General features: G+C 62.2%; 26 protein-coding genes. 13 read left to right on the top strand and 13 right to left on the bottom strand.

What is annotated here, in order from left to right; all coding sequences use genetic code 11:
• Positions 1-36: 36 nt before the first annotated feature.
• Both ACWA1U_RS01640 and ACWA1U_RS01645 read right to left on the bottom strand, forming a co-directional pair.
• A complete protein-coding gene (locus ACWA1U_RS01640; RefSeq protein WP_463723605.1) occupies positions 37-1,314 on the bottom strand; it encodes an ABC transporter substrate-binding protein in 1,278 nt (425 codons plus the stop codon).
• Between the two features lie 107 nt (positions 1,315-1,421).
• The gene (locus ACWA1U_RS01645) at positions 1,422-3,005 is read right to left on the bottom strand and encodes an N-acyl-D-amino-acid deacylase family protein (RefSeq protein WP_463723606.1); all 1,584 of its coding nucleotides are present in this window, start codon (positions 3,003-3,005) and stop codon (positions 1,422-1,424) included.
• A gap of 91 nt (positions 3,006-3,096) precedes the next feature.
• On the opposite strand from ACWA1U_RS01645, the gene ACWA1U_RS01650 reads away from it, so the two are divergent.
• Genes ACWA1U_RS01650 through ACWA1U_RS01665 form a run of 4 tightly spaced genes read left to right on the top strand, consistent with a single transcriptional unit; the run spans position 3,097 to position 6,506 of the window.
• Entirely contained in the window at positions 3,097-3,831 is a 735-nt protein-coding gene (locus ACWA1U_RS01650; protein WP_463723607.1) for an IclR family transcriptional regulator, read from the top strand.
• Between the two features lie 17 nt (positions 3,832-3,848).
• A complete protein-coding gene (locus tag ACWA1U_RS01655; RefSeq protein WP_463723608.1) occupies positions 3,849-4,976 on the top strand; it encodes an aminotransferase class V-fold PLP-dependent enzyme in 1,128 nt (375 codons plus the stop codon).
• A 52-nt stretch (positions 4,977-5,028) separates the two neighbouring features.
• On the top strand, positions 5,029-5,409 hold the full coding sequence (locus ACWA1U_RS01660; protein WP_463723609.1) for a RidA family protein: 381 nt from the start codon (positions 5,029-5,031) through the stop codon (positions 5,407-5,409).
• Positions 5,410-5,420: 11 nt separating this feature from the next.
• Positions 5,421-6,506 carry a Gfo/Idh/MocA family protein gene (locus ACWA1U_RS01665; RefSeq protein ID WP_463723610.1) on the top strand — a complete coding sequence of 362 codons (1,086 nt, stop codon included), beginning with the start codon at positions 5,421-5,423 and terminating at the stop codon, positions 6,504-6,506.
• A gap of 41 nt (positions 6,507-6,547) precedes the next feature.
• Here ACWA1U_RS01665 and ACWA1U_RS01670 read toward each other — a convergent pair whose 3' ends face one another.
• The gene (locus ACWA1U_RS01670) at positions 6,548-7,735 is read right to left on the bottom strand and encodes a hypothetical protein (RefSeq protein ID WP_463723611.1); all 1,188 of its coding nucleotides are present in this window, start codon (positions 7,733-7,735) and stop codon (positions 6,548-6,550) included.
• Between the two features lie 160 nt (positions 7,736-7,895).
• On the opposite strand from ACWA1U_RS01670, the gene ACWA1U_RS01675 reads away from it, so the two are divergent.
• Positions 7,896-8,354 carry a GNAT family N-acetyltransferase gene (locus ACWA1U_RS01675; protein WP_463723612.1) on the top strand — a complete coding sequence of 153 codons (459 nt, stop codon included), beginning with the start codon at positions 7,896-7,898 and terminating at the stop codon, positions 8,352-8,354.
• A gap of 35 nt (positions 8,355-8,389) precedes the next feature.
• A complete protein-coding gene (locus ACWA1U_RS01680; protein ID WP_463723613.1) occupies positions 8,390-9,070 on the top strand; it encodes a haloacid dehalogenase type II in 681 nt (226 codons plus the stop codon).
• A gap of 161 nt (positions 9,071-9,231) precedes the next feature.
• Here ACWA1U_RS01680 and ACWA1U_RS01685 read toward each other — a convergent pair whose 3' ends face one another.
• The 3 genes from ACWA1U_RS01685 to ACWA1U_RS01695 all read right to left on the bottom strand — a co-directional run bounded on the left by ACWA1U_RS01685 (position 9,232) and on the right by ACWA1U_RS01695 (position 11,384).
• Positions 9,232-9,939, bottom strand: a complete 708-nt coding sequence (locus ACWA1U_RS01685; RefSeq protein WP_463723614.1) for a 4a-hydroxytetrahydrobiopterin dehydratase — start codon at positions 9,937-9,939, stop codon at positions 9,232-9,234.
• 123 nt (positions 9,940-10,062) lie between these two features.
• Positions 10,063-10,713 carry a maleylpyruvate isomerase family mycothiol-dependent enzyme gene (locus tag ACWA1U_RS01690; RefSeq protein WP_463723615.1) on the bottom strand — a complete coding sequence of 217 codons (651 nt, stop codon included), beginning with the start codon at positions 10,711-10,713 and terminating at the stop codon, positions 10,063-10,065.
• Positions 10,710-11,384 carry a DNA alkylation repair protein gene (locus ACWA1U_RS01695; protein ID WP_463723616.1) on the bottom strand — a complete coding sequence of 225 codons (675 nt, stop codon included), beginning with the start codon at positions 11,382-11,384 and terminating at the stop codon, positions 10,710-10,712. The genes ACWA1U_RS01690 and ACWA1U_RS01695 overlap by 4 nt, the downstream gene beginning before the upstream one ends.
• A gap of 167 nt (positions 11,385-11,551) precedes the next feature.
• Between ACWA1U_RS01695 and ACWA1U_RS01700 the strand changes: the two genes are divergently transcribed.
• Positions 11,552-12,163 (top strand): hypothetical protein, encoded by a 612-nt coding sequence (locus tag ACWA1U_RS01700; protein ID WP_463723617.1) that lies wholly within the window; start codon positions 11,552-11,554, stop codon positions 12,161-12,163.
• 18 nt (positions 12,164-12,181) lie between these two features.
• Here the strand turns inward: ACWA1U_RS01700 and ACWA1U_RS01705 are convergent, their stop codons facing one another.
• The gene (locus ACWA1U_RS01705) at positions 12,182-12,982 is read right to left on the bottom strand and encodes a MerR family transcriptional regulator (RefSeq protein ID WP_463723618.1); all 801 of its coding nucleotides are present in this window, start codon (positions 12,980-12,982) and stop codon (positions 12,182-12,184) included.
• A gap of 249 nt (positions 12,983-13,231) precedes the next feature.
• Positions 13,232-13,693, bottom strand: coding sequence for a VOC family protein (locus ACWA1U_RS01710; RefSeq protein WP_463723619.1), 462 nt, complete (start codon positions 13,691-13,693; stop codon positions 13,232-13,234).
• A gap of 135 nt (positions 13,694-13,828) precedes the next feature.
• On the opposite strand from ACWA1U_RS01710, the gene ACWA1U_RS01715 reads away from it, so the two are divergent.
• On the top strand, positions 13,829-14,296 hold the full coding sequence (locus ACWA1U_RS01715; protein WP_463723620.1) for an SRPBCC domain-containing protein: 468 nt from the start codon (positions 13,829-13,831) through the stop codon (positions 14,294-14,296).
• A 95-nt stretch (positions 14,297-14,391) separates the two neighbouring features.
• Here ACWA1U_RS01715 and ACWA1U_RS01720 read toward each other — a convergent pair whose 3' ends face one another.
• From ACWA1U_RS01720 to ACWA1U_RS01730, 3 genes are all read right to left on the bottom strand, one after another.
• Positions 14,392-15,219 (bottom strand): isocitrate lyase/PEP mutase family protein, encoded by an 828-nt coding sequence (locus ACWA1U_RS01720; protein WP_463723621.1) that lies wholly within the window; start codon positions 15,217-15,219, stop codon positions 14,392-14,394.
• A 104-nt stretch (positions 15,220-15,323) separates the two neighbouring features.
• Positions 15,324-15,707, bottom strand: a complete 384-nt coding sequence (locus ACWA1U_RS01725; protein WP_463723622.1) for an NUDIX domain-containing protein — start codon at positions 15,705-15,707, stop codon at positions 15,324-15,326.
• Between the two features lie 303 nt (positions 15,708-16,010).
• Positions 16,011-16,763, bottom strand: coding sequence for a GAF and ANTAR domain-containing protein (locus ACWA1U_RS01730; RefSeq protein WP_463723623.1), 753 nt, complete (start codon positions 16,761-16,763; stop codon positions 16,011-16,013).
• A 236-nt stretch (positions 16,764-16,999) separates the two neighbouring features.
• On the opposite strand from ACWA1U_RS01730, the gene ACWA1U_RS01735 reads away from it, so the two are divergent.
• Complete coding sequence (locus tag ACWA1U_RS01735; RefSeq protein WP_463723624.1) at positions 17,000-17,617, top strand: GNAT family N-acetyltransferase; 618 nt, start codon at positions 17,000-17,002, stop codon at positions 17,615-17,617.
• 24 nt (positions 17,618-17,641) lie between these two features.
• Here the strand turns inward: ACWA1U_RS01735 and ACWA1U_RS01740 are convergent, their stop codons facing one another.
• Both ACWA1U_RS01740 and ACWA1U_RS01745 read right to left on the bottom strand, forming a co-directional pair.
• A complete protein-coding gene (locus ACWA1U_RS01740; RefSeq protein ID WP_463723625.1) occupies positions 17,642-18,106 on the bottom strand; it encodes an anthrone oxygenase family protein in 465 nt (154 codons plus the stop codon).
• Positions 18,103-18,945 (bottom strand): Rossmann-fold NAD(P)-binding domain-containing protein, encoded by an 843-nt coding sequence (locus tag ACWA1U_RS01745; protein ID WP_463723626.1) that lies wholly within the window; start codon positions 18,943-18,945, stop codon positions 18,103-18,105. The genes ACWA1U_RS01740 and ACWA1U_RS01745 overlap by 4 nt, the downstream gene beginning before the upstream one ends.
• An 80-nt stretch (positions 18,946-19,025) precedes the next feature.
• Here ACWA1U_RS01745 and ACWA1U_RS01750 point away from each other — a divergent pair, with 80 nt between their 5' ends.
• The 4 genes from ACWA1U_RS01750 to ACWA1U_RS01765 all read left to right on the top strand — a co-directional run bounded on the left by ACWA1U_RS01750 (position 19,026) and on the right by ACWA1U_RS01765 (position 25,390).
• A complete protein-coding gene (locus ACWA1U_RS01750; RefSeq protein ID WP_463723627.1) occupies positions 19,026-19,964 on the top strand; it encodes an AraC family transcriptional regulator in 939 nt (312 codons plus the stop codon).
• 251 nt (positions 19,965-20,215) lie between these two features.
• On the top strand, positions 20,216-21,502 hold the full coding sequence (locus tag ACWA1U_RS01755) for an exo-beta-N-acetylmuramidase NamZ family protein (protein WP_463723628.1): 1,287 nt from the start codon (positions 20,216-20,218) through the stop codon (positions 21,500-21,502).
• A 143-nt stretch (positions 21,503-21,645) separates the two neighbouring features.
• A complete protein-coding gene (locus ACWA1U_RS01760) occupies positions 21,646-23,295 on the top strand; it encodes a serine hydrolase domain-containing protein (protein WP_463723629.1) in 1,650 nt (549 codons plus the stop codon).
• Between the two features lie 61 nt (positions 23,296-23,356).
• Positions 23,357-25,390 (top strand): glycoside hydrolase family 3 protein, encoded by a 2,034-nt coding sequence (locus ACWA1U_RS01765; protein ID WP_463723630.1) that lies wholly within the window; start codon positions 23,357-23,359, stop codon positions 25,388-25,390.

Consider the following 25,390-nt stretch of genomic DNA (forward strand, 5'->3'; position numbering starts at 1 on the left):
CTGGGCCGTTATGCCTGCCCAGCACCCTGCGTAAGGCTAAGGAGCCAGGCCTTCAGCCTGTTGCTGGGCTGCGTCCATGGCCTCCTGCGCGGACACCCCGGTGGTCAGCATCCGCTCAATCTCGGTGAGGACGATGGTGCGGATCTGCGGTGTCTGCGTTTCGAAGCCCGGGATCACTACGGAGGATGAGTTGTCGAGCTGCTCGTAGAAGGCCTCAATCCATGGATTTGCCTCGACCAGTTCCGTGGGAACCTCGGTATCCGTGGCGATACCGGATGGGAACAACGCCTCTACAAACGTGGACTGCGCATCCGCGGTCATCATCCATTTGATGAAATCCTTCGCCAGCTCCTTATTGTCCGAGTTAGCGTTGATGCCTATCGCGAAGCCTGCATAAGCAGAACCACCGCCGGGGAAAGGCAAGGTCGAGGCGGAGACCTCTTCAGACTGCACGCCGTCACCCGAGACCATGGTGAGCAGGGCCGACGAGTTGTCGATCACCATGCCTACCTCTCCGGCTGCGAACTTGCTTCGGTATGTCGAGGCATCATCCCCAACTCCAAAACCACCGGAGTTGTACGCGTTGAGGTACGCATCTGCCGCGGCGACATTTTCCTCGCTGTTAATGGTGAGGTTCTCGCCGTCTGACCAGGCGCCGCCGAACCCGTAGGCCCAGTTGCTGTAGTCGGTCCACCAAGGCGCCTCTTCATTGAGCTGGTGGCGGACAACGAAGCCCGTCTTCCCTGTCGCGTCCTGGATCTCCTTGGCCGCGGTAGCCAATTCCTCAGGCGTGGTAGGCGGCTCGACTCCAGCCTCACTCATGATGTTGTCGTTATAGAAAAGTGCATAGGGCACGGCTTCCCAGACCAGGCCGAGCTGCTCTTCCTCGAACAGATAGTTCTCGTTCGCCGGGCGCAGCGCCTCCTCGCTTTCGGGGTCCAGGATTCCATCGAGCGGCTCCAACGCCCCGGAGGCCGCGAGCTCCGGGAAGAACGGGTCCGGAATGATCAGGATGTCCGGACCCGCTCCGGAGCCGATCTGAGTGCTGATCGTCTTCTCGTAGTCAGCCCGGGTGATTTCCTGCGTTTCAATTGTGGCTGCGGTGTTGACCGTCTCGTACTGCTTCACTGCAGCCAAGATGTTCTCACCACGGCCCGGCTCGAGCCATTGCCAGTTGGCAAAGGTGAGCGTTCCGCCCTCCTCCGCCGGAGGCCCTTCGTCCTGTGCTGCCCCACCCCCGCCGCTACAGGCTGTGAGTGCCAGCGCAATCACTGCAAGCGAGGCCGCGTTCTTCATCACTGATCTGTTTTTCACTACGACTCCTGGTTGTGCACCTGTTGCAACACGTGTTGCGGTATATGCCATGGTCTCAGGTGAGCACAGTCTTTGTAAATAGGTGTGGGGTGATGTTTACAGAAGCGCTATACGCGGCGGACTGCCCGGCCGGGGGTTGAGGCCGTCCGTTGGCCGCGCTCGATAGTGGGCTCGCCATTGACAAAGACGTAGTGGATACCTTCCGGGGTGACCTTCGGGTTGTCGTAGGTCGCCCGCGACCCGACCAGATCTGGATCGAAGACCACAAGGTCCGCCCAGTTACCCTCGGAGACAACACCACGGTCCTTGAGCCCCAACCGGCGTGCCGGGCGGGATGTAGCGTGAAGCACGGCTTCCTCAAGGCTGAGGACGCCAAGTTCGCGAACGTAGTGTCCGAGGAATCTGGGGAAGGTGCCCCAACCCCTCGGATGCGGTTTCTCGCCTACGAGAATTCCGTCGCTGCCGACGGTATGGGCTTCGTGGCGCATGACGGCCTGGACATTCTCTTCGTTCCCTACCTGCACGAGGCACCCAGCACCGAATGCGTCCGCCAGGAGCAGATCCAGGAACGCTTCCCCGGGAGAGGTTGCGCGCTCCTGTGCGAGTTCCCCAACCGTCATTCCAACTGCGTAGGAATTTAGCGGGTCCTGGGTGGAGGCGATCACAATTGATTGCCAATCCATGGGAACACCGTGGTGTCCGTCGGACCCCTCGACTTCGATCTCATGCAGGATGTTGGTCCGGGAGACTGGATCACCCAGCAACGCCGTCATGGCGTCACGGCCACCTTCATGGACCCAACTAGGCAACAGGGCAGCCAGATAGGTGGCGCCGGCCAGGTAGGGATATGCATCCAGGGTGACGTCCACGCCGTCGGCTATCGCGTCATCGAAGGCCGCCAGTACCTCGTTGGCCCGTCCCTTGTTCTGCGGAAAGTTGACGTGGCAGTGGGCCAGGTGAAGCGGCACCTGAGCCTGACGGGCAATCTCGATGCAGGCGCGGTACCCCTCGACAACCTCCGTGCCGTAATTGCGGTGATGCGGGCAGTAGTAACCCCCAACCTGCCGGACGGCCCGTAGCGCGTGAATCAGCTCCTCGTCCGATGCATACATGCCGGGCGTGTAGGTGAGACCCGTTGACATTCCCATGGCGCCGTCCATCAGACCCTGCGCCACAATGAACCGGATCTGTTCAAGTTCACCGGCAGTAGCTGGACGGGACTGTGTGCCCATCACATTCATCCGCGCCGTGCCATGAGGAACAAGAACGGCAACATTGACGGCGCACCCCTTGTCAACCTCCGCAAGGTACTGCGCGACGCTGCGCCAGGAGTAGGTCAGGTCGGGTTTTCCATTCCAGCCTGCGATCTGCTCCCTGGTTGCTGTCATTACGGCGTCGGTCACTGGGGCATACCCCAGGCCGTCCTGACCTACAACCTCCAAGGTGATGCCCTGCGCTACTTTTGAAACGTGCTCCGGATCGGCCAGCACGGCAAGGTCGGAGTGGGCGTGCATGTCGATGAACCCCGGCGCTACAACCATTCCTGATACGTCAACGTCCCGCCCTTCGGCCGAGCTGCCGGGCGCAAGAACACCGGCAATACGTCCGTCCTGGATCCAGACGTCCGCCGCATATCGCGGCCCGCCGAGACCGTCAATTACTGAACCGCCGCGCAGAACCAAACCAGCCATGCTCAATCACTTCGCATTCTCATCAATGTTGCATATGCTGCACATACGTGTGCAAAATTGTTGGTGGACGACCAGTATATAAGGGGTTTACATGTCTCAAGCGGTTCAGCGAGCTATCGAAATATTGGAATACCTTTCGGAAGGACCACGAAGCCTCAGCGACACGGCCAGGCGGTTCGATGTCCATCGTTCAACGGTTTTGCGCCAATTACAGACCTTTGAGGACGCTGGTTTTGTGCTTCGCCGGGCCAACGGCCACTACAGCATTGGCCCCAAGGTAATCTCGATCGCGCAACAGGCATTGGATGGGTTGGACCTACCCGCGGTGGCGCATGATGAGATCCGCAAACTGCAGGCGAAAACCGGCAACACCGTTCACCTCGCGCAGCTGGTGGAGTCCACCGTTATGTACGTGGACAAGGTGGAGGGTCGTGACAGCGTCAGGATGTATTCACGAATCGGCAAGACCGTCCTTCCGCACTGCACCGGCGTTGGTAAAGCCATCCTGAGCCAACTCCCCGCTGCACGTCGGGACGCAATTCTTGCTCATGCAGAATGGACAGCGTTCACATCGCAGACCATCACCTCCCGTGCGGCTCTCGACGACCAACTGACCCTGATTCACTCGCAGGGCTGGGGGGTTGACGACGGGGAGTTCGAGGACTTCGTGAATTGCATCGCAGTACCTATCACCAACTCGAGCCGAAGCATCGTGGGTGCCATTTCACTCACCTCCATCAAGGTTGTGGCCACGTTGGATGACCTGAAGACGCATCTTGATGATGTTCGGAATACGGCCCACAACATCTCCCGCCAACTCGGTTGACCCTCACGAAAGGCGCCATGAGTTTCTATTCAGACCTCGGGGTAAAGCCCGTCATCAACGCCGCAACTACGTTCACCGCCCTAGGTGGGTCGCTGATGCCGGAAGAGGTGTTGGAGGCCATGCGGGATGCAGCAGGATCGTTTGTCGATATGCATCAACTTCATATTGCTGCCGGCAAGCGCCTTGCCGAGTTGACCAACAATGAGGCAGCGTACGCAACCTCCGGCTGCGCCGCGGCACTGATCCTCGCTCTCCTCGGCATCCGCACCAAGGGCGACCCAAGCGTTCTGCGTGAATTCCCCGGGAGGGAACACGCACCCAGTGAGGTAATCATGCACGCGGCACACCGCATCCCTTACGATGCAGCCATTGCCTTGGCGGGGGTCACTGTGCGGCAGATTGGCAATATTCAGCAGACCTTTGACTGGGAGCTGGAGGCAGCAATCACGGAGGAGACGGCAGCCGTGCTCTACGTTGCCGGTTCCCATCTCCCGCAGGTCGCGCTGCCCTTGTCCAGAGTTGTGAGCATTGCCAAATCGCGTGGTGTACCGGTCATCGTGGATGCCGCAGCCCAACTGCCACCCGTGGAGAATTTCTGGCACTTCACCCGTGACCTGGGTGCTGACATCGCAGTTTTCTCGGGCGGCAAGGCGTTGCGCGGTCCTCAGGCCAGCGGACTTATGGTCGGCAACCCGGAAATCATTGAAGCAGCCCGCCAGAACGGTGCACCATACCAACGCTGGGCACGCGCTATGAAGGCCGGCAAAGAAGAGATCGCGGGCCTGGTTGCCGCCGTCGAACGCTTCGTCAATCTCGATCACGCCGCTTTACACCAACAGTGGCTGACAACCGTCGACTCCTGGGAAGCCGCGCTCACCGGCCTTCCAGGCACGACCCTCCGGACAGAATTGCTCAATGAGGCCGGGCAGCCGGTCCCTCGACTCTACGTCGGGGTATCCGACTCCTCCCGGGCATCGCGGGTTCTTACCGCTCTCGACGAAGCATCGCCCCGCGTCGCTGTACACCCGGACCTACGCAACGGTTCTGCGCACGGCTTTTGGATTGGACCGGACCTCCTCCAGGACGGGGAGGCAGCGATCGTCGAAGAGACCGTTCGAGCGGCCGTTCGCATCAGCGACAGCTAGCGATTTTTCAAGCACCTATTCCCACCGATTACAGCGAAACAGGAGAATCATCATGTCCAAGAAGGCAATCGTCATTCCAAACGCACCGGCACCGGCAGGACCTTACAACCAGGGCATCATCGCCAACGGATTCCTGTACACAGCGGGGTTCGGGCCGCAGGATCCCGCCACGGGCAACGTCCCGGAAGGAGTTGCCGAACAGACCCGCCAGGTTCTAAGGAATATCGAAGCAGTCCTGACCGAAGCTGGGGCCACCTTCGCCGATGTCGTCAAGGTCACCACTCACCTGCAGCACCTGAAACGGGATTTCGCTGAATACAACGAGGCTTACATGGAGTTCTTCCCCACCCCATACCCTGTCCGGACAACTGTCGGCTCGGACCTTTACGACATTTTGGTGGAGATCGACGTCGTCGTTGCGTTGCCGTCCTGATCGGACCAGCAGTGAATCTTGAACAGGAGGACCGCACCCCTCCTATAAGGATAGGGATAATCGGCGCCGGGATCATGGGGCGCAAGCATGCTGACATGATCAGCCGAAATGCGTCAGCGAAGCTCGTCGCCGTCGCCGATCCTGCGACTACCGCTTTGGCGGAACAGCACGGTGTTCTCTATTTCGCCGATCATGAGGAACTGCTTGATGCTGGCGGTGTGGATGCCGTAATCATCGCCAGCCCAAACGGCTCCCACGTTTCCACGGCCCTGGATTGCCTGAGCGCGGGGCTACCCGCACTGCTTGAGAAGCCCATCGCTGTTTGCTACTCGGAAGCCGCGGCTCTGGTTCAAGCCGCTGAGGCAAGCACGACACCAGTCCTGATGGGGCACCATCGTCGTCACCACCCCGCAGTCGAAGCTGCCAAAGGCATCATCTCGAAGGGTGAGCTGGGTACCCTGGTGGCGGTCAGCGGAACCTGGCTCACCAAAAAGCCGGATGACTACTTCGATCAAACGTGGCGCAAGCTACCGGGCGCCGGCGTAATGATGATCAATCTGGTGCATGACCTGGACCTGTTACGTCACTTGTGCGGGGAGATAGTGTCCGTTCAGGCGAAAACCAGCAACGCTACCCGCAACTTTGCGGTCGAGGATACCGCCAGTGTGATCGTTGAGTTCGAGAATGACGCCCTCGGCTCCTTCATCATCTCCGATGCCGTCCCAGCGCCTTGGGGCTGGGACCAGGTCACCGAAGACGACCCTGCCTTTCCGTTCAATCCTTCACTGTCCTGCTACCGGATAGCCGGCACACGCGGGGCACTCGATTTTCCCCAACTGGCAAAGTACCACCACCTGGGAGTGTCTGACTGGAGCCAGCCTCTGAGCATGAACTATCAACCCAAAGGCACCGGAGATTCGTACACCCGCCAGCTGAACCATTTCATCGACGTCGTCCGCGGTACATCGGCGCCTCAAGTGACCGTCAAGGACGGCGCGCTGTCTTTGGCCGTGGTTGAAGCGGCGCAGAAAGCAGCATTGACTGGCCGCACCGTTCTGGTTTCGGAGGTTACCGACCAATCACTGAAGAGGTCCTAGCCGCGAGCCAACAGTCCGCCAAGGGGAGCGGACAGATACTCCTAACGGACAACCTTCTCGAATCCTGATGTTCCTTCACCAGTCCAGCGGTAAAGCTCCAGCGTGGCTGCTTCCTGCTTGTGGCCGCTGCTGTGGTCGTCGAAGTCGCGGGCGACGTAGAAGTAGCCGTCGCCGATCGGTTCTATGCCGACGTCGGACTTGAACTCCCAACCGTATATTCCGGTGGGCTCGTGGGGAATGCCCTGCTGCAGGAGCGGCACCACCAGCCCGGTTTCCTCGGTCAGCTGTCCTTCGATGACCTGCTCTTGAGGGACATCGGACCCGTCCACCATGTACAGAGTCCGGTTCGGATACTCAGCCTTGCTGCCGCGGTAGACACCCATGTACCAAAGGTTGGTGTCCTCGTCGTAGCTCAGGTTCTGCACGCCGTAGTGGGTGTTGCCGGTGTGGATGAAGTATTTGGCGTCCTCGTCGGCAGGGCCGGAGGTGTGCGGGTCGGCCTGGGTCAGCGGGCGTTCGTACTTCTTCCAGCCGGAGACGTCGTACTGCAGGAGCACCTGGTGGTTGTTGTCAGTTCGGGCGTTGTTGCGGTAGACACCGTAAGCGACCATCAACTGCTGTTTGCTGTTCTTTTTTCCGAACTCCGGTCCGAAGGAGACGCCGTCGATGCCACTGGAGCCGTACCGGTGATCCGCGGTGTTGCCGGTGTTCCCGTCGAACCGACCGTCACCGTTCCTGTCGGCGGTGTAGTCCTCGACGACTTCCTCCAGGTAGACGGCGGTGACGATGCCCGAGTCCTCAGCGTCCATGCCTATCTCGGTGATCTGGTCGACATCGAAGATCGCTATGTAGAAGGATTCCTCGGCCTTGTACTCGAGCGAGCCGTAGACGCGGCCGTCCTTCGTATTGAAGTCCAGATCGCCCAAGTGGCCTGTAAACCCTTCGACCGTGCCGATGACGTTGCCCTCGAGGTCGGTCTTGACCAGCATGTCGGTGAACGAGTGGTAGACGTACCCGTTCTTCTCATCGATCGCGATGCCCTGGATGTGCCCGGCATCCCAGGACCCGGAATCAATGCTCAATGGGTAGTTCTGGATGGCCCCCGGTGCTTTGGCATGGGCCGCAGGTGCCTGAGGGTCGGCCGGCGCAGCGCCCGCAGGGGCGGTGATACCCACCCCGGCTAATACGACGGTGGTGGCAATCGGTGCGAACATTTTCATCGAGGTCATTCCTAGGAGGGTGGGAACGGAACAGTCCTGGTTTCATCCACCCTGCCAGCGCCCCGGAAACGTTCACATGGGAGTAGGTGAACAGCACTGAAACTCCCGATCAACCCTCACGACTGTCCGCAGCCAGAAGGCACCGCTGTGGACGGTGTACCTTGAAACGGTGAAAATTGTTTCCCGGCCATACGAGCACCCCGATGTTGCCACCTTGCTCGACCAGGTGCAGGCGGAGTACGTTCGCATCTTCGGTTCGCCTGATGAGGGTCATATCGAGCCCAAGCAGTTCACGCTGCCGCAGGGTGACTTCGCCGTCGGCTACCTCGAGGCCCAGCCGATTGCCATGGGCGGCTGGCGCCTCCTCGATGACGGCCGCGCCGAGGTGAAGCGCATGTACGTCGTGGAGCACACCCGGGGTCGGGGCTATTCGCGGTCAATCCTCGCCTGGCTGGAAGCCTCTGCTGCCGCAGCGGGCGTCACCACGCTCATCCTCGAAACCACCGGGCAACAACCCGCAGCGCTCCACGTCTACCGGTCAGCCGGCTACGAGGACGTGCCGCCCTTCGGCCACTACGCGGATAGCGACATCTCGATCCACCTGGGCATCGACCTGCGCACGCGCTGACGCGACAGGAGCACACACCACGAGCGGGAGGAACCATGACCACCAGCAAACCGTCAACGATTGTTTTCGACGTCAATGAAACGCTCTCCGATATGTCGCCGATCGGCGGGGAGTTCGCGCATGTCGGCTTACCCGAGTCGATGGCGAAATTGTGGTTTGCGTCGGTACTGAGGGACGGCTTCGCGTTGGCAGCCTCCGGCACGAACCAGCGCTTCGCCGATGTCGCGGCCGAGGTCCTTCGCGGGTTGGTCACTGCGGCGGACCCGCAGCTCGACATGGACGACGCCGTCCGCAGGGTCATGCAGGCGATGGCCGCACTCGACGTACACGCCGACGTCGTACCCGGCATTCGCCAGCTCTCGGCGGACGGGTACCGGTTAGCAACTTTGACGAATGGTTCGGTGCAAACGTCGGACGGGCTACTCAGCCGTGCCGGCGTACGCGAGCATTTTGACCGGCTGTTGTCCGTTGAAGACGCACCGGCGTGGAAACCCGCACCGTGCGCCTACGAATACGCGATCCGCGAATGCGAGGCGGATGCAGGTGAAATGATGCTGGTTGCCGTTCATCCCTGGGACATTCACGGTGCGGCTCGCGCGGGCCTGCAGACGGCCTGGATCAATCGCTCGGGGGCGTCATACCCTGGCCTTTTCGAAGCGCCGGATATGACGGCGGCAAGTCTCGTCGAACTGGGGCAAGCGTTGCGGGACCGTTGAGTCGGCAGCTCCGGTGATGACCAGCCTCAGGCAGGATCGACGGACTTGACCATGAGCCGCTAGTCGGGGTCTGCGGCCTTGGTGGCGTCGTACTAGCTTGCGTGGTGGAGGGTTTCGGAACTGAGAGGTGCGATGGAGTAGGTCGGCGCGTCAACCATACGTTAGTCCTTCGCCACCGCGGATGTGTCAACGCACAGAACCCCCTTGTTCCCATCCTGATCGGCGATTACGGTGAGCGCCGGCGCATTGCTTTCGTCGACGACGGTCCCACCTGCTGCGACGGCGGCCGCAATCCGCTGCTCGGCCACCTCGGGCGCCACGTAGACCTCGACGTGGAACCGCTGGCCTGGGGCATCGCCCTCGCTGGCGTCCCCGAACCACAGGTTCGGTACCCGACCCGTGGCGTCCCGGATTTCATCGCTGGGGCTCCCTCGGCCCTGGTCGCCGGCATTCCCGGTCAGCAGGGCGGTCCACACCGGGGCGATGGTCGCGGACTGTGCCGTGTCCAGGCCGAGCTCGATAACGCTGACCGCGGCTGGGTCGCTCTTGACCTCGAAGCTAGCCGCGACCTCGGAGATGCGGCGCGCAAGGTCCACGTCCTGCTGGGTCGGCCATTCAACGACGTGCTCTGTGCCCTCACCGTCGCGGTAGATGGCGTCTTGACTGATCAGCTTCAGGTCGACGTACCCGTGACCGATTGACACGCTCGGGTAGTGACCGAGCGTGTCACCTGCTTCTCCCACCGCTACGACGAACCGCGCGGCGGCGCTGAAATCCTCAATCAGATAGCGGGCGTGTAGGCCCTGGGCCAGCTTGCGCCAGTCGGTCAACTTGGATTCGGCGATCTGTTTTCCCGTCAGCATGTCCATGAGCGGGACTCTACACGTGATCCACTTCACAGCAAGGGAGTGGCGATCAACTGGATCCGTCCGGAAGATGAACAGTTCACCGAGCGCTGCGTCGCCGTCGTCGTTCTCGTAAAAGACCCGCCGCTACAGCGCGCTGCCCTCGATACGCGACCGTAGAACCGGCACACCCGGGCCATCCAGCCCCTCAAGATAGGCTGCCCGGCCGGCCATCGTCATGACCAACGCAAGCGTGGACCCGGAAACCAGCGGGCCCTCCCCCGAGCAGAAAGGACCGTCGTCGGTCTTCAGCCGCAGGCCCTTTGCGAGCGTCCGGCTGGACACCGTGAAGTTGCGGCTCGCGTAGAATTCTGCGACTGGTGTCAGCGCTTCAACCCGCGGTTCACGCGCTATCCCGAGCGGCTGGCGAATGTCCTGTGCGTGCACCACAACTTCGCCGAGGTAGGCCGGGAGGTCCGACGACGGCGCGACGCTCGTGTTGATGATCCCCCGGAACCGGTCGAGGGTCTCGGCTGGAGTGCTGCCGAGGTTTTCATCGAGGCGCCGTTGGTTGTGGACGTCGGGCCGGAACCTTGCGCCGATCATGCTGCGTAACCACTGCCACTGGTTCAGGCTGCCCGCCGCGGTGATGTGCGCGACCACCTGCTCCACATTCCACCGCCCGCACAGTGACGGTTGGTGCCATTGCTCCGCGGTGAGCGCGGCGAGGTCCTCTGCCAGCGCAGCCCGTTCAGCGTGCGCCAGTTCCCATAGTGAGTTGTTGGCCGTCTTCGTCATGCTGAGTCCTCCTGCCGCCTCACCATCTCCCCGATCCAGATTGGCGCATACGGCGATGTGCAACCCGGGGATGTTGGATAGTCCTCGAGCACCCGCAACCGCTCCCCGATCCCCAGCGCACGGGCACGGTACTCGGCATGCTCGATCCCGATCTGTGCGAGACACGTGTTCATTGCCCACTGCAGCCGGTCCGGAGCGTCCTTCATCTGCGCCTCGATGAGGTTGAGCAACCCGGGCAGGTCCAGCCCCTCAGGCTTCTTCACCACCCGCTCCGACGTCAGCGCCCACCCCGCACTCGCCACAACGGGGTCTGCGTCGTCGAACCAGGCAACCCGCAACTCCTCAACGTGCGGAGACTTCCTGACCACGTAGTTGACGAACCAGTCCTGCACCTTCGGCGAGCGCGCCTCACGCAACATTAAATCCAACTCAACCCGCGTGAACTCTTTCGGCCGGCAGATCAGCAGTGCCAGCAGCTTCGCGGCGGTCTCTCCGGTCCCCCACAACTGGCGTGCCAGTTCCTGCTGCGTCTTCAGCCGCTTCGCCACGGCTCGCAGCTTGGTCAGGTTCACGCCGAAATCATCGCCGTGCCGCTCGTTCACCGCACGCATTTTCGGGTCTTCCAGCGTGGCCAGCTCGGCCAGCACCTCGTCCACGGTTGCCTCAGCCATCGCACTCCCTTTCGTCGCAGCTACAGCTTACGAAACCCGACCCCCAAGACAACCGCGCCTCCCGGCGGTACTCAAGTGCCGCCGTGGTGCGCTCAGAGAGTACGACGACGGCGCCAAGTCGCGCCGCCTGGTCCGGCACCCGCGCGGAGCTTGGCTAGGCTCGGACGATGGGGTCCAGCCAAAGTACCAAAATTCATCCTGCACGGCGGCGTTTCAGCCGAGCATCCGCCATCGTTGGGCTATCCGCGGTCCTGATCGTCGTGTTGGGCTGGAGCGGGCTGATTTTTGTGGTGGGCGGATTGATCCTGCCTGCGTGGGCCGTCGCCAGCGCTTTGTGCATAACCTCGGTGGTGCTTGCGGTCATCGACCCGGGTGTGCGCGTCGGTGAAGAGAATCACGGATCACCCCCGGCCGGCCGGTCGACGGCCTTCCTTCCGTGGTTGCTCATCAGCCTGGGCCTTGCCGGTTCAGGGCTCGCCATAGCCGGAGATGCTGCCTACAGCACGACGTACACGCTCTTGAAGCCGGCCGGACCCGATGGATGTCAGGCCGTGGTGCGCGAGGGCTCATTTTTCATGGGCGGCCACGGGGAGGTCTACGCAGTGCAGCCGTGGGGACTTGGCTGGCGCACTGGTTCCTGGACGGCTGACGATGGCATCCGCCCGATCGAGGACGGCCAATACGGGTTGTCGTGGGGTGTCGGCAGTGGATCGTTGGTTGTGCACGGCGAGAACGGGAACCCTGTCTGGCCCGCCCTGCACGATGTCAACTGCTTCTAAGCTGGCAGGAAAGCCGTTTCATTCACGGGCCGTTTCCTTCACGCCCGTTTTACGGACGCCGGCCTGCAATGTTACGGAACCGTCCACAGCAACGAGCTGGCGGTAGACGCCGCAGGTTCGCTGCCCTTTCTGCTCAAGGTGGGAGTCGATGAGCACCCACGCGTCGGCGACGTCGTTGGGCTCTTTGAACTGGACCGAAACGCCGTCGTCGACCGCTGACACCGTGGTTGGTGCGAGTGAGTCGAGAGGCGTCTCTACGCCCGCCGTTACGGCGATCGTCTCCGGGTCGGTCCCATCGAAGATGAGGATGATGGGATGTCCGGCAGTGCCAACCGCCTGGTTCAGTTGCTCACGGAGGATCGTCACCGCCGCTGGGATGTCCGATTCGTCGCGGACGCGCGCCTGGACGCCGGAAAGGTGCAGGGCGGGAAGTGGCTGATAGGTAAGGTTCACGGCGATCACCTGGGCTTTCGATTCGAGGAGGTCCAGGCGCTCCCGGACCCGGGCAAGACGCGTTGAAGCTTCGGAGATCTGCTGTTCGAGCACCCGCTCCTGGGTACGAAGGACGCTTTCCAACGTCGCCTTCCCAATCTGCGGATCGAGCATCACCTTGATGTCGTCCAGCCCGAATCCGAGCTCGCGCAACGCGGCGACGGCTTTGACCCTCCCCGTCTGCGTCGGATCGTAGCCCCGGTAGCCCGAGGCGGGATCGACGCGGGCGGGCTCGATCAGTCCGAGCTGCTCCCAATGTCGAAGCATGCGGCGCGAGACGCCGGTGCTGTGTGCGATTTCTCCGATGCTCAACATGTCGTCACTCACTCAACCCCTTGCCACAGTGTGAAGGTCAACCAGCTCGGTTGGACTGGTGTTACGCCGTCCGGTCATAGCCTCATAAGCGCATGGATCAAATTGCCGCTGGACGACGCCGGGGACGTGAAGTTCTTCGCGACGCCAGGAGGCATTACTCCCTTGCGAGAGGATGACGCCACACACGACCGCTGCGTCATACAGCTGAACCACACCGCGCACCTCGATAGGTCATCAGGCTGAGAACCTAAGGTGGCGCCGTCACCTACTTGGCGCTATGCGATAGTCAACCCGCTTACTCGGACCTGCGCTCTCCGGATCCGTCAGCTCGACCGTCTGGCCCATCGGGTCCTGAACAACGTAGCTCCAGTAACCCACCCAAAAAGGGTCGGGGCGGAGCGCCGTGACTACTGCTTCTTGTAATCGGCTGACCGCCCGCGCGAACAAGTCCGGGGAGAACGGGATGCTCCACGACGCGGCTGCGGGCCGTGGAACAAGTTCGGTATGGACTGCGTCAGTCCAACCCGGTTGATGCGCCCACCCAGTGTCAGGGGCCGCATCGGCGTCGTGGGTGACGGAGAACTGCACAGAATCGCCGAGGACGTAGGCGATGTTGTCTTCCTCGTCCCAGATCTGCTTGAGCCCCAACAGATCGGAATAGAACCTGCGTGAAGCGGCGACGTCGCTGGTTCGGGTGTAGAGGAAGAACGCTGGGCTCGGCATTCGGAAAGCGTACTCTTCCGCACCTGTCAACGGCACCCAAGTGCCGCCGTCGTATTTCCAGCGCTATGGCGAACCCAAAGAGCGCCAGTATCGGAAGACAGGTAAAGAACAACACCACCGCACTAGACTCCCGCTATGCCCCTTCTGAATTGCGCCCTCAACGACGATGCCGGGCAGGTCGTGCACCGGTGGTCCTTGGCCGTGCCCGCGGAACGGGTGTGGTGGGGACTGACGGACGCTGATGCGATGCCGCACTGGCTGGGGCGCCTGACAGGTGGAAGATTCGTCGTCGGGGAGGTTGTAACGGTCGAACACGCCGAAAACTACTCCTCCACCAGCCTCATACGGGAATGCGCGCCGGGCGCTCTGCTATCCATGACGTGGAAGTTTCCGGACGAGCGCGAGTCCTACCTACGGGTCACTCTCAACGATAATGACGGTCACACACAACTGGACTTGCAGCACACAGGATTAGGGAGCGAGACCACCAACTATCTTCATGGTTGGCACACTCACCTGCTCTACCTCGAATCGCTTCTCATTGATCAACCGAAATCCATGGACGATTTCTGGACTACCTATAACGCCATTGCCGAGACATAGAGAGCTTTCACGTCAGTCGAGCCTACGGCGCCTCAATGCCTGCGGGGCCTGGTAAGCCGTGAGGCGTCTCAGATTTTTGCGGGAACGCTTCTCTATTACCGCATCGACGCATTGAAGTGCCCGAAGTCCAGCGCCGGGCTAAGGGCGTTATATGTTCCGTGGTGCAGCAACTCACGGGCTGCGGATTCAACCTGCGAATAGGCGGCCAAAGCTCCGGCCATACCCGTCGTGATGCGCCCCGCGCCTGCGTCCAGCAGTTCGCGTACTGGTGGACTGCCCGGCCCGACCATCACATTTAGTGGGACAACCAACGCCTCCGCCAATGCGGTCACTGTGGGAAGGTCGACGATCCCCGGCACGAAAATCCCATCGGCTCCAGCATCGATGTATGCGGCGGCCCGGGAGAGACACTCGGCGTCTCTTTGGGTCGCGTCTTTCGAACCGAAAAACGCCGTATCGATGCGAGCGTTGATGAAGAGGTCGACGCCAGCCGAACCGGCTGCCGCGCGGACGGCTGCGATCCTCCGGGCTTGTAGCTCCGCCTTCACAAGAGCCCCGTCAACCGAGTCTTCGATGTTGATCCCAACGACACCGAGGTCGACGATCGCCTTGACGAAGTCCGCGAGTTCAGCGCATTCAGCCTCGTACCCATGCTCGACGTCGGCCGTCACAGGTCGATCAGTGGCGCTCGCGATATCGGCAATCGCTCGGAGGGCCTGCTCGCGGGTCAGCCCGCCGCCGTCGGGCACTCCATGGGCCCAAGCCACTCCGGCGCTGGTCGTTGCAATCGCACGGGCTCCTGCCCGAGCGGCACATACCGCTGAGGCGGCGTCCCAGGCGTTGGGAAGGACAAGGGACCGCTCATGGCAGAGCTCCCGAAAAGTAGCGGTTGTGCCAATAGTGCTGGGCGAAGAAGTAGTCATGCCTACAGCTCACCAGCTACCGGGCAAGGGTGTCTGGCGGGATTCAGTCATCAGCGTGAACTGCCGAACTCCCAGGCCCCGCTAACCAGCTGCCACTTCGAGAATCAGTTCCAGGCCATCATCCTCGTCCCATTGCTCCCCGACTTCCGCGAACCCATAGCCCCCAAGGAGAGTACGGGAAGCAACGATATCGGGGCTGACCGTTGCGCGGACAACGGTCGGGGTGTTATGTGCTCGACCCCATAGGACCTTTTCGCCCGCGCAAGGAAACGAATCGATCCGACCGGCAGGGTGACACCCAGTTCCTCGCGCACCTCACGTTCAACGCAGTCCCGAGCCGACTCCCCCGGCTCCAGCATTCCTCCCGGGATGGCCCACATATTAGGAAATGGAATCGAGGGCTTGTCGTCGCGTAGCTGCAAGAGGACCGCGCCGTGGTCGTTCACCAGAATAATCTCACAACCCTCGACGATTTCAGCGTGGCTCATCGAACCAGTCTACGAATCGGGAGCACCCGGCAAGCCGGCATCCTGAAGGCGCGCCTATCTTCTCTACCTTGAATCAGGGACTAAAGGGTTGGTCGCGCGGCTCTCGCCGTGTGACCGGCCCTAGGCTAGCGGCAGCGCCTCAGCTGGCTTCTTAACTGATCCACCACTACTAAGCCCACTTACAATTAGTTGTGATGGTTGGACGGCGAGTCAAGGTGCCGACCGGGAGTTTCAGAGGGAACAGCACTCATGCGCAATCAAATTGAACCCAGTTCCGGGCGATGAGGCTGTGGGCTGGTCGGCTTAGATGAAGTGGGTTTGGACGGGCGTTGACTGGCTCAATGACGCCAGGATTCCAGTGGCCAGGTCCCTGAGTTTGATGTTCCGGGCAGACGAAGCGCGGCGGAGGATGTCGATGGCCTCATCTTGGCCGCACCGGTTCTGCGCCATTATCGCCCCCACCGCCATATCGATTGCGGTGCGTGATTCCATCGCAATCCGGCGGTGACGTGCCTCGTCTGTGATGTTGGCGATGCGTACCGCCAACATCAACGAACGGGACGCTTCGCGCGCGAATCCCTCGGCGACCGCTATGCCTTTGTCGTCGAAGATGTTGGGCCTGGTGGAGTAGAAGTCCAACCCTGCGCTGGCGCCGTTATCGAGTTCGATGGGGACGCCCAGGGCTGATCGGATTCCATGTGCTGCGATCGCTTTCCGGTATTCCGGGAAGCGTGTTTCGGTGAGGAAATCAGGGATGTGCACCAGGTAGCCCTCGCGGGCGGCCCGCAGACAAGGTCCGTCGTCGAAGCCATACTGGATCTCGTCCATGAGCTGCGCTTCTTCGCTACTGCTCGCCACCGTCACCATCGATTGCGGCCGCAGTAGGGTTATACCGCAGAACACTTCGCCGTACTCACCCGAGAAGCCCTTCGCCGCTACCTCAACCATCCGCAGAAGGAAAATTTGGACGTCCTCACTTTCCAGGACCATGTCCTGGAGCACAGCGGTCACACTGTCCTGCTCGGCTTCCCGAGCTAATTCCTGTTCATCCGGCATGAGGATCTGACCTGATCTACTGTCCTACAGCGAAAATCGCCGCTCGGTGGGTGAGTATTGTTCGGTGAAACACCGGAGATTCAAGTGAAACACACTATTGATCGCCCGAATCATGTCTGATGGAGAACATAATCAGGAGCGGTCCGTGTCCGAGCACTCCAGTACGCGTTTTCGTCCGCGCGCTTCGCTAGTTTGGTTCTGATACAGCTGTCGGGTTATTGAGGGACTGGTTGCATATGTCAAAACCCACCACAAACATCACTGCTGCATCTTTACGGATTGCCCCCGCAAGCGAGTCGCCCTGGGAGGATCTCGAGCTGGTGCTCAGCGCGAGTGCACCGCACAGATGTCAGTGTCAGCGGTACAAGCTACTGCCAAGAGAGAGCTTCAGTTCGTTTCCCGCAGAAGAGCGTTCACAACGGCTGCGCCAACAAACGCACTCTGGCGACCCGGCAACGGGTGACACAACCGGCATTGTTGCTTACCTCGATGACGAGCCTGTTGGCTGGTGCGCGGTTCAGCCCCGCACCGCGTATCCAGGGCTCCTGCGCAACAGCCGTGTCCCCTGGACAGACAGGGCGGAAGACAAAACGGATGGCAGCGTATGGGCTATCACGTGTTTTGTGACCCGCATCGGGTACCGGCGACGGGGTATCAGCCGGGTGCTGGCGAGTGCTGCCGCACGGTACGCGCAGGAGCGGGGCGCGCGAGCGGTGGAGGGCTATCCCATCACGACGACGGCGGTCATCGAGGAAGAGCTGCACGTCGGTACCGTCGCGACCTTCGCTCAGGCAGGGTTCCGCGTAGTCAGCCACCCGTCCAAGCGGCGGGTTGTCATGCGCAAGGATCTATAGCCTGGACGCCGGAGCCCGGCCGCCTCACTTGGCCAGAGACCCCGCCAACGCCGCCGCACCTGCGAGCGCGAGGGCACCCCGAATGGAGTTCGCGCGACCCCACGGGCCCGCGAAAGTGCGCCACGCGCCGTCGTCGTCGACCCCGGCCTGTATCCGGGCGAGGGCGTTGTTGAGCGGGACGTTGGCGGCGACGGTCACGCCGAAACTCGCCAGTGACAGCACGGCCCCGACCACCCGAAGTGGGGCTAGCTCCGAAGCTCCGGCAGTTGCAGCCGCCGCCACTGACGCAACTGCACCGCCGAAGAACACGCTCATGAAGGGCGGCTGAACGGCGTGGACGTTGATGCGCTGCATCACGGCAACCGCTTCCGCGGCCGGGCGGGCTTTCAGCGCTGGGATCACGATTGCCGAGAACGCGATGTACACGCCACCGGTAGCGCCCGCACACACCACGGCAACAGTTGTGGCGGCGGTTGCGAGGAGGCTCATACTGTTGCCCGTGCGGGAACGTTCCACACGCCCGTCGCCGCAGCGCGCCGGGCATAGTCCGCGAAGTCGGTCGGTTCGCGGTCCAGCGCTGCAGCTAGGTCGCCGGTGAGCGACGCGTTGCGTCCGTCGAGGATCGACTCGAACAGTTCGGCCAACGGCTCGGCGTCCTCCGCCGGAATCCCATCGGCCGCAACATCCTCCACGAAGTCAGACGGCGTACCGGCCACGTACTCGATGCGGCGGCCAGTCGCCGTCGAAAGTTCCGCGGCGACGTCCTGCATGGAAAGCAGTCTCGGGCCGGTGAGCTCATAGACCCGGCCCGGCTCAAGTTCGCCTACCAGCGCGCGCGTGGCCACCTCCGCCAGGTCGTCCAGATCAATGAAAGGTTCGACGACGGCGCCCGCCGGCAATATCAGCCGCCCCCTCAGGACCGGGCCGAGCAGGAAGTGCTCGCTGAAGTTCTGCGCGAACCATGCCGAGCGCACGATGGCCCATTCGACGCCGGACTCCTGCACCGCCTGCTCGCTCGCCACCGCACCCTCCTCGCCGCGGCCGGACAGGAGAACAAGCCGCTGCACACCTGCCCGCCGCGCTTCGCCGGAGAACTCGGCGATCAGCTCAGCGGCGCCCGGGAAAGCGAGATCGGGTGAGTAGCAAACGTATGCTGACCCGACGCCGTCGAGCGCTGATTGCCAGGTGGAACGCTCATGCCATTCGAAGGGATGACTGCCGCGCCTGGACGTGGCGCGGACGGGCACACCACGGTTCCGTAGCCGCTGAACTATTCGGGCTCCAGTTCGTCCAGTGCCGCCGATTACGAGAGTCTTTAATGTAGTCATATGTCCATGAAACTTGAATTCACTCAGACTCAACATAGTCTGAGCGCTCCTTCAGATACGCCAGCGTCTAGGATGTTGGCATGGAACCTCTAGTACGATTGCTCGACGGCCCGCATGCGCGCCGTGCCTTCGCACTGCGCGTGATCATGAATCCGCCCTGGTCACTCAGCATTCAGGACGAGGCACCGCTGACAATGGTGGCTCTCCTGTCAGGACAAGCGTGGCTGACGTCCGACGGCGAACCGGTGGCACTTGGCGCGGGCGACGTAGCCCTCGTCCGCGGACCCGACGCCTACACCCTCGCGGATCAACAGGGCCGTGAGGCGAGCATCACCATCCTGCCCGGCCAGGTATGCACCACGCTCACCGGCGAGCCCGTCCATTTGAGCATGAGCCACGGCGTACGCACCTGGGGAAACTCTCCGGACGGCAGCACGGTGATGCTGATCGGCACCTACGAGACCGACGCCGAGATCGGCTCCGCGGTATCCGCAGCGCTGCCTCGCACCGCCGTCGTTCCCGCCAGCGGAGTGAGCCCTGCACTGATGCAGTTCCTCGCCGATGAGATTGGAAGTGACTTGCCCGGGCAGGGCAGCGTGATTGACCGGGTGCTGGATGTGCTGCTCATTCATGCGGTGCGGGCGTGGACCGCGGCGAATCCTGACCGAGCCAGGGGCTGGCTTGCGGCAGGTACCGATCCGCTCGTGGCCCGCGCGGCTGAACTGATTCACGAGTTCCCGGCAGAGCCCTGGACCCTTGAGTCGCTAGCGAAGCGGCTCAACGTCTCACGGGCCACGTTGGCTGCGCGCTTCAAGGTTGTGGTGGGTGAACCTCCCATGACCTATCTCGCGAACTGGCGGATGCTGCTGGCCAGTGAGTTACTTGCCGACCCCATGCTCACCACCGCCCGGATAGCCGGCAATGTTGGCTATGGAAGTCCCTTCGCGTTGAGTACGGCATTCAAGCGCCGGTACGGGCTCAGCCCAACGGAATACCGCCGTCGCAAGTACGCGCCGTAGGTCCCCCGCCAAGGGGGGACGCAGAGGAAATCGAAATCAAATTGTCCTGGTTCTGAAAATAAGTTTCAACATGCGAGTACTTAGTTGACTCAAGCTCTGAAGTTACCCTAGTGTTGCAGTGATGTAGATCACGAATAGAGCCGGTTCTCCAACAGAAGAGCAGGTCTACTGAAATCCGCTCTGAAAGTAATTTTCAATAATCGCCGATCCGAGTGTCACGCCTCAACACCCATTGAAAGGCACCCCCCACTATGGCTATCAATCGCAGAAACCTCATCCAGGCCTCCGGGCTTGGCGCCGTCGTCGCAATCGCCTCGCCGTTCGCCCCGAGCGCCGTCGCAAAGACAGACAAGACAAAGAACCCCAAACATCAGGTGATCAACGGCGCCGATGTAGCCGCCGCCGAGAACTGGAGCGTCTTCGACGGACGCACCATCGGCGTCATCACCAACCCGACCGGTGTCCTCGCCAACTTCCGCACCATCGTGGACGACATGGCAAGCAAGGGCGTGGACGTCGGCGCAGTGTTCGGGCCCGAACACGGCTTCCGCGGCACTGCACAGGACGGTGCCGCCGAAGAAACTTCCGTTGACCCCCGCACGGGCATCACCGTCTATGACACCTACGGTGCATCGGTGGCGACCTACGCGCGCTTCTACGAGGAGTCTGGCGTCGACACCATCGTGTTCGACATCCAGGACATCGGAGCCCGCTTCTACACATACATCTGGACCATGTGGGATGCCATGCAGGCTGCGTCCCAGGCCGGACGGCGCTTCGTGGTACTTGACCGCGCCAACCCCATCGGCGGCCAGGCCCGCGGACCGGTGCTGCAGGACGGTTTCCAGTCCGGCGTCGGAAAGCTCGGCATTGCACTGCAGCACGGCATGACCGTCGGCGAGCTCGCCCGGTACTTCAATGCCGTCTTCCTTCCGAAGGCCGGCCTCGAGCCCATTGAACTCGAAGTGGTCGAGGTGCAGGGTTGGGGCCGCGAGAAGATCGTTCCCGACAACCGCGCCTCCTGGATCCTCCCCAGCCCCAACGTGCCCACGCCGGAAACGGCCGTACTCTACCCGGGCACAGCGCTCTTCGAGGCCACCAACATGTCCGAGGGGCGCGGCACCACCCGCCCGTTCGAACTGATCGGCGCACCCTATGCGGACTACCAGTGGGCTGAAGCACTGAACAGCAAAGGGCTCGACGGCGTCACCTTCCGTGAGGCGTATTTCCAGCCGACACTGTCCAAGAACGCCGGCAAGATCTGCGCCGGCGTTCAGGTACACATCAACGACGCTCAGAGCGTTGAAGCCCTCGAAGTCGGTATCCACATGCTGGTGGAGGCCAAGCGCCTCTACCCCGGCTTCGACTGGCGCGGCGACGGCGGCCGCTGGATGGGACTGCTGAGCGGATCGGCACGTGCAGGCGAGCAGATCGACGCCGGCGCTGATGCCTCGACGATCATCAACGCCTGGCAGCCCGAGCTCCGCCAGTTCGTCCAGGACACCCGCGAATTCCTGCTCTACAACGGCAAGCGCTGATGCGGGTGCAACACAGGGCCGGAGCAATCCTGGCCCTCACCGGGATGCTTCTCAGCGGTGTCAGTGGTGTGGCTTACGCTGACGGGACAGCTGGTCAGAACGCTTCAAACGGAGCGGATCAACGCGCCACAGGAAGATTCGATATGCCACTTGACGGGTTCTCCCCCGCCAACACCCGCCTGACCGAGGGCAACCCCCGCGCCGTCGGCATCAAGGACATGTCCTCGATCGACGCCGCATGGGAGCAGATCGAGGCCTACGCCAACCCGGCCAATCCGGCCACCAAACCCATGTACGCATCCGCTGTCGGGCTGATGGCGCACCAGGGTCAGATCGTCAGCACCCACGCCAGCGGCTACTCACGCCTGTACGCTGACGGCGCCGGTACCAAGTTGCCTGAGGGCGAGCGGATCGCAGCAACCGGGGACACCATTTATGACCTCGCCTCGGTGACCAAACTCTTCACCTCTCTCCTGGTGATGCAGCAGGTAGAGCAGGGCCGCCTTGACCTTGACCGGACCTACGCATCCTATATCCCGGAGTTCGGCAACAACGGGAAAGAAGGCATCACGCTTCGGCAGATGCTCACCCATACAACCGGGCTGAAGCCGTGGCTACCCCTCTGGAGCGCATACGACACCAAGGAAGAGCGCATCCAGGCGGTCATGAACACCACGCCCGATGATGAGCCCGGCACCACCTACACCTACAGTGACCTGAACCTGATCTCGCTCGGTGTGCTGGTGGAAAAGGTCACCGGGCAGCCGTTGGACGAGGTGCTGGAGGCCGGAATCACAGGGCCGCTCGGGCTCAGCGACACCGAGTTCAATCCGCCTGCCAGCAAGCTCCCCCGGATCGCGGCAACCGAATTCCAGGCCTCACCCAACCGGGGCGTTGTCTGGGGAGAAGTCCATGATGAGAACGCCTGGAGCCTCGGCGGAGTATCCGGGCACGCCGGTATCTTCTCAACTGCCAGCGACATGGCGATCCTCGCCCAGACAATGCTGAACGGTGGCACCTACCAGGGCGTACAAATCCTGGAGGAAAGCACTGTTGAGGCACTGCTCCAGAACGAGAACGAGGAGTTCCCCGGCAACGCACACGGTCTCGGGTTCGAGCTGAACCAGATGTGGTACATGGGCGGGCTTTCCAACCCGCGCGCGGCCGGCCACACGGGTTACACCGGAACGTCGATCGTCATTGACTACGCATCGCGCTCATTCACCATCCTGCTGACCAATCGGGTGCACCCAAGCCGCGCCTGGGGGTCCAACAACCCCGCACGCCGGGTGGTCTCCGATGGCCTCGCCGGAGCGCTTGCCGTAAACCCCCAGAAGGGACCAACCGCCTGGTTCGGCGGCGCGGCCAACAGCTCCGAAGCCACGCTGCAGACGAAGGTAACCATACAAAACGGAGCCACTCAGAACGGTGCCGAACTGACCTTCGACGTCTTCTCCGACAACGAGGCAACCGACACATTCGCACTGGAAACCTCGACCGACGGCGGCCAGACCTGGGAACTGCTCCCGTTTGCAGTTTCCGGATCCGGACAGACCGAGCAGACCAACGGCACCTACAACAACCACGGCGAGCGCACGTGGGGTAAAGCCACTGCCGCGCTTCCCACCGGTGAGCATCTGGTCCGCTGGCGCTACAAGACCGACACCACCACCCTTGGCCGCGGCGTGTTCGTGGACAACATCCAGGTGCACGACGGCAACCGCACCATCCTCGACGGCGAACACAACGCGGACGCCTTCGAGGCTGACGGGTTCGCCGAAGTACGCCGCTAAAGCAATCGACCCCCCACCACACCGATCACCGGGCGAAGAAGCCCACTACCAAAGGTATGAGATGCACAAACAACTAGGCAGAAGAGCGTCGGTCCTGACAGCGGCCGCCTCGGCGCTGCTCATGGCTGGCACTGGCGCGGCATTCGCCACCGTCCCCTCCACCGTTCCAATGAACACCCCGATTACCGCAGCGGCGGCACCCGACATCGAGGCAATGATCGCCGGCATGACGCTGGACGAGAAGATCGGCCAGATGACCTGGACGCACGTCTACGGATCGACGGCGAATGACACGTCGATGAAGGCCAGCAACCAGGCGCGCTATGGCGTCGACACCCCGGCGCAGGTTGTGGAGAAGTACAACCTTGGAGGCGTGCTGTACTTCGCCTGGTCCGGGAACACCAACAATCCGCAGCAGGCAGCCAGCCTCTCCAATGGCCTGCAGGAAGTGGCATTGGACGACACCGGTGTTCCACTTGCTGTGACCATCGACCAGGAGGGCGGCCTCGTTGCACGCGTCGGTCCCCCGGCCACCGTGCTCCCGGGCAACATGGCGCTCGGTGCCACCGCTGACGCCGAACTTGCCCGTGCAAACGGTCAGATCCTCGGCTCCGAGATGCGGGCAATGGGCATCAACGTGGACTTCGCTCCCGTGCTGGACCTGAACTCCAACCCCGACAACCCGGTCATCGGAATCCGGTCCATGGGCGAGGATCCCGCGATGGTCAGCGCCCTCGGCGTGGCGCAGATCGAGGGAATGCAGTCCTTCAACGTTGGCGCGTCGGCGAAGCACTTCCCCGGCCACGGCGACACCTCAGTCGATTCCCATTACGGGCTCCCGACCGTCACCTACGACCGCGCGACGCTGAACGAACACCTCAAGCCGTTCCAGGCCGCGATCGACGCCGGCGTGGACATGGTCATGACCGCACACATCATTGTTGAAGCGATTGATCCCCACATGCCGGGCACCTTGTCCGAGAAGGTCCTTACCGGTCTGCTGCGTGACGAAATGGGCTTCGAAGGACTGGTCACCACCGACGCACTGGACATGGCTGGCGTCGCCGCACAGTGGTCACAGGAAGAAATTGCCGTCATGGCCATCAAGGCCGGGTCCGACATCCTGCTGAACTCCCCCGATGTTGACGCTTCGTTCGCAGGCGTTCGCGCCGCCGTCGAATCCGGTGAACTCACCGAGGAACGCCTCGACGAGTCGGTTCGCCGCATCCTTGAGTGGAAGGTCAAGCGCAACGTCTTCGGCGCGCCGATGGCTGACCTCGGCGCCGTGAACACGGTCGTCGGAAGTGCGGAGAACCTTGCCGCAGCAAACACCATCTCGGACCGCGCCGCAACCCTGCTGCGCAACGAAGAGCGTGTTCTCCCCCTGGATGAAGGCGCCTCGGTGCTGGTGGTCGGTTCGGGATCAGGATGGCCTGAGCTGTTTGGTCCGATGCTCGCTGACCAGGGCTTCGCGGTGACAGGGGATTACCAGAACGGTGCTTCACCGTCCGCTGCGTACCGTGCGCGCGCGGTGGCCGCCGCGGGTAATCACGACGCCGTCGTCTTCACCTCCTACAACGCCACATCCAATGCCGCCCAGCAGCAGATGGTGGCCGAGCTGGCCGCGACGGGAACGCCGGTCATCGTCGTTGCCACGCGCAACCCGTACGACATCAGCGTCTTCCCCGGCGCCGATGCCGTCCTGAACAGCTACGGCGTGAAGGCGGTCAACTTCCACGGAATTGTCCGCGCGATCGCTGGTGAGGTGAACCCGAGCGGCAAGCTGCCGGTCAACATTCCAGAAGCCGACGGCGAGGGCGTACTTCTGCCCCTGGGCTTCGGCTTGAGCTACGACACCGAAGTTGAACCGGCAGCACCAACGTTCGATGACCGCCCCGGACTCGGCCAGGACACCTACACGATTCCTGCTACGGAAGGCATTGGCTACCTGGTCAACGGACAGCCCGCCGCAGAGGGAAGTTACCGGAAGCCCGTCGGTACGGTGACCATCACCGCCGTCGCGCAGGAAGGCTACTACATCGACGAGGGCACCCTCGCCGAGTGGAGCCACACCTTCACCACCGGACGGCCATAG

The organism is Arthrobacter sp. TRD_SC_6, from assembly GCF_055361185.1.